The sequence below is a fragment of the Pseudomonadota bacterium genome, assembly GCA_039196715.1.
Lineage (GTDB): Bacteria > Pseudomonadota > Gammaproteobacteria > CALCKW01 > CALCKW01 > CALCKW01.
Genome location: JBCCUP010000145.1, coordinates 1 through 3,796 on the forward strand (window position 1 = coordinate 1; position 3,796 = coordinate 3,796).

A 3,796-nucleotide genomic window follows, 5' to 3' on the forward strand; every position below is an offset into this window, starting at 1 on the left:
CAGCGCGGGGTCGAGGTAATCCAGCGCGTCGCGGGGCGGGTCGACGCCATCCAGGGCCTCAAGGTTCGCGAGGTTGCTGAAGGTCACGCCGTAGAGACCCACCCAACGTCCGTGGGGGTCTTTCTGGTCAGGGAACACCGCGTCCCAGTGCTTCGGCTTGTAGGCGTCCAACTGGCCGTGGGCCACGTAGTGGTGGAAGTCGTGCAGCGTCTGGAACTGAATGACGTCCGGCACCCCGGTGTCGCCCCCGGCTGCGCGCGCGTTGTCGTAGCGCGGCGCGTGGTTCAGGCTCACGTCGACGGTGTGCTCGACCTTCAGGGCCGGAAAACGGGCCTTGAAGCGGTCGAGGTAGCCGTCCACCTGGTCGGGCTTGTCGCCCCCTGCCCGCAAGACGAACTCGCCGCCTTCGGCGAGTGCGGCGGCGTACAGCTCGTCGAGCGAACGCGTTTCGATGTCGAGTGCGGCAACGGGGGCGCAAAGCGCCGCGCACAGCGCAGCAACGCCCTGAAGGTGGCGTGGTGTCATGGGACTCTCCAGAGAAGGTGTGTGTCGGGCGCTATCGCCCGGCGTGTGACAAGACGGACGCGAGCGGCGCCCGCGGCCGTCACGGCGGTGGCGGCTGCCCGGTGGCGAAGGCGTGCGATCGGGCGACGATGCGTTTGACCGTCTCGAGCTCGTCGGCATCGCGCGGTGAGAACACCAGTACGAGTCCGAACGGCAAATGGCCCTGGGTGACGAGGTAGTGGCTTTCACCCCAACCGGCGTCGATCACCGCGGCGGCGTCCTCGGCGCGCAGTTGCACGTGCATGCTGCCGTTGTCCGGGTGCGGGTGAATGTGGGCGAACTCGCGCCCGACCATGAAGGCGGCCGGGTCGCAGTCGACGCCGTCGCACAACACCAGCGCACGCGAACCCGGTACCGAAATCAAACTGTGCTGGTTGGCGACGTCGGGCAGCGCAAAACACCATGCGTGCAGCGCGTCGATGACGGCATCGGGCCCGTGCTGTGTCAACTGCGAGTGCGGCAGCTGCGAGGACGTTTCGGGCAACGGCCCGGTGCGGTGCGGCAGGGTCAGGGCTGAAGTCATTCGACGGCTCCCGGGTGTGGATAGCTGCAGTCTGGCTGTATGATAAGCGCACGTAAATCGGCGTTACTCGCAAGTGGACTTTGCATGAAAGCACAGCGGCAACGGGCCTTGCCGAAGTTGGCCTGGAGCGACATGCCCTACCTCCTCGCGGTCTGCGAGACCGGCAGCCTGGCCGGGGCAGCGCGCCTGCTCGGCGTCAACCACTCCACCGTGTTCCGCCGGGTCGAGGGTGCCGAGACGGCACTGGGTGTGCGTTTGTTCGAGCGTCAGAAAGGCGGCTAAGCGATGACCGCGGCGGGCGAGTGGTTTCACCGACGCGCGGGCCACCTGTGCGAGGGCATGAACGCCATCGAAACCACACTCTCGGGGCAGGATCTCCGGCTCGAGGGCAAACTGACGGTCACGACCACCGATTCGCTGTTGCACTGCCTGACCCCGGTTGCCCACGCCTTCCAGGTGCGCCACCCCGATGTCACGCTGCGTCTGCTTTCGGACGCGCAGCCGCTCGACCTCGCCCAACGCGACGCCGACATCGCGCTCCGACCCACCCGGGAACCACCTCCCCTCTGGGTCGGCCGGAAACTGCACGCGCTACCGTGTGCGGTGTATGCACACCAAGACTACTGGTCGATCGTGTCGGCGGACGCACCTGCAACCCAGCGCTGGATCCTGCTCGACGACGACCTGCACCGCGCGCCAATGAGCCAACTTGCGCAGGCCGTGAAACCGGCCGAGGCGCCGAGCACCGTGATCAACACGGTCATGGGCGTGTACGACATGGTCAGCGCGGGCCTCGGCCTTGCCGCCTTGCCCTGCTACCTCGGCGACCGCAACCCGGCGCTGGTGGCTGTGCACCCAGGCGACAGCCGCTACACCTGGGACCTCTGGCTGCTCGCCCACCCCGATGTCCGCCGCAGTGCACGCGTGCACGCCTTTTTTGATTTCGCCGCCACGGCGATCACGGCAGAGCAGCTCGCAACCGGCTGACAGCGCGACCCGGGTGCCGCGCCGGATCACAGCAAAGGGTGTACCCTGCCGCCTGCATGAACGCCGACACTGACACCGCTGCCGTCCGCCGACGCGCGACCCTGATTGCCGTCTTCGTCGCCATCGGCACGCTGATCGGTGTGGTCTACAGCCTCCTGTCCGACGGCGGATTGAGCCTTGGCGCGGCCATCGGCGCCTCGATTGCGGGCGGCATCGCCGTGTTCGAAGTGGGCTACGTGCACCACCCGCGCGGACGCTGGCTGCGGCGGCAGCCGCTCGCGCTGTTCATCGCGTTGTCGGCGGTCGTCTGGGTGTCGGTGATGGCCTTCAGCCTGCAGGTGCTGCCGTTGTGGCTCGGCGACAGCAGCGGCGCGCGTTACACCGACGACGGCACCGTCTTCGTCGACCGCCTGTTCCGCGCCGACATGCTGTTCTCGGTGGCGGTTGGTCTGATCATGACGGCGACCATGCGGTTGCGCAGCCTGGTCGGTGGGCGGCTGCTGTTCGAGTTCCTGACCGGGCGCTACCGACAGCCCATCGATGAACGCCGCATTTTCCTGTTCCTCGACCTCTGCGATTCGACCGCCATCGCCGAGGGTCTCGGCTCGGTCGGTTACCACGCCTTTTTGCGGGATTTCATCGAGACGCTCGAGCACCCCATCGCACAGCACGGGGGTGAAATTTACCAGTATGTCGGCGATGAGATCGTCGCGACCTGGCCGGTGGGCACACCCGAGGCAAACGCTCGGGTGATCCACTGCCACGTGGCGATGGAAGCGGCGATCGAGCAGCGGCGCACCGAGTTCGCGTCACAGCACGGCCATGTGCCCGCCTTCCGAAGCGGCGTGCACTGCGGTGATGTCGTCGCCGGTGAAATCGGTGAGCGCCGCCGCCAGATCGTGTTCGTCGGCGACGTGGTCAACACCGCGGCGCGGGTCGAAGGCGTGGCGCGCGAGCGCGGCGCCCGCCTGCTGGTGTCGGACACCCTGCTCGCGCTGACCGCGCTGCCACCCACCGTGACCGCCCGCTCGATCGGGCCCATCCGGCTCAAGGGCAAGACCGAGGCCCTGGAACTGTTCGAATTGGGTTACCCGACGGCACACTCTGCCACCGGGTGAGGCGTCGCCCGCAGCAAAGCGCAAAACGGCATTGAGTCTGTCGCTCAGCGCGCTAAGCTAGGGCCGTCGTGCTGCCCCACACGCACCCGGTCAACGGACTTTTGGACAGACCCATGCAGGACCCCCCACGCAGCCCCTTGCTGCAGCCGGCGCAATTGCGCGGCCGCAAGGAACGCGAGCTTCAGTGCTGTATCGATGTGCTGCGTGCGCGGCACGGGCAACGCACGTTTGCCGTGGTGCGCAACGCCGTCGAGCTTGCTGAGCTACCCTTATCGCCCGAATCAAGACCTGAGAAGCAAGTGTGAGAACTACGACCCCATATCTTCACCAAGATAACGAACTGCAAAGGTCAACACGTATTATTAAAAGCCTACACTCTGTTGTTTTGTAGTACCCGGATACACTTTATTAGCTCAAATAAACTGGAGAGCAATACTTTTTTGCTCAAAACGGTAAACATCGCTGTAATCGGTCTTTTTGTTGTGTATCCTATTGATACGCAAATAATTTGCTTCCCGGTGTTCTGGACACGCCACACATTCGTCATGGAGGATGGATTGCAAATGACTGCTATCGCCCAGCCAAGGAAGGGAAACAAAAGGCA

Annotated in this window: 7 protein-coding genes; 4 read left to right on the plus strand and 3 right to left on the minus strand. The window is 65.2% G+C overall.

What is annotated here, in order from left to right:
- Together AAGA11_22720 and AAGA11_22725 are read right to left on the minus strand one after the other, a co-directional pair.
- Positions 1–525, minus strand: a 525-nt coding sequence (locus AAGA11_22720) for an ABC transporter substrate-binding protein (GenBank protein ID MEM9605690.1), incomplete at its 3' end; no start/stop codon positions are given.
- A gap of 79 nt (positions 526–604) precedes the next feature.
- The gene (locus tag AAGA11_22725; GenBank protein MEM9605691.1) at positions 605–1,087 is read right to left on the minus strand and encodes a hypothetical protein; all 483 of its coding nucleotides are present in this window, start codon (positions 1,085–1,087) and stop codon (positions 605–607) included.
- A gap of 84 nt (positions 1,088–1,171) precedes the next feature.
- On the opposite strand from AAGA11_22725, the gene AAGA11_22730 reads away from it, so the two are divergent.
- The 4 genes from AAGA11_22730 to AAGA11_22745 all read left to right on the plus strand — a co-directional run bounded on the left by AAGA11_22730 (position 1,172) and on the right by AAGA11_22745 (position 3,497).
- A complete protein-coding gene (locus AAGA11_22730; GenBank protein ID MEM9605692.1) occupies positions 1,172–1,369 on the plus strand; it encodes a LysR family transcriptional regulator in 198 nt (65 codons plus the stop codon).
- 3 nt (positions 1,370–1,372) lie between these two features.
- Positions 1,373–2,074, plus strand: coding sequence for a LysR family transcriptional regulator (locus tag AAGA11_22735; protein MEM9605693.1), 702 nt, complete (start codon positions 1,373–1,375; stop codon positions 2,072–2,074).
- A gap of 56 nt (positions 2,075–2,130) precedes the next feature.
- Positions 2,131–3,192: an adenylate/guanylate cyclase domain-containing protein gene (locus AAGA11_22740; protein MEM9605694.1), complete on the plus strand. Its 1,062-nt coding sequence runs from the start codon at positions 2,131–2,133 to the stop codon at positions 3,190–3,192.
- Positions 3,193–3,305: 113 nt separating this feature from the next.
- Positions 3,306–3,497: a hypothetical protein gene (locus tag AAGA11_22745; protein MEM9605695.1), complete on the plus strand. Its 192-nt coding sequence runs from the start codon at positions 3,306–3,308 to the stop codon at positions 3,495–3,497.
- Between the two features lie 108 nt (positions 3,498–3,605).
- On the opposite strand, the gene AAGA11_22750 is transcribed toward AAGA11_22745, so the two are convergent.
- A partial coding sequence (locus AAGA11_22750) for a hypothetical protein (protein MEM9605696.1) occupies positions 3,606–3,796 on the minus strand: 191 nt, incomplete at its 5' end.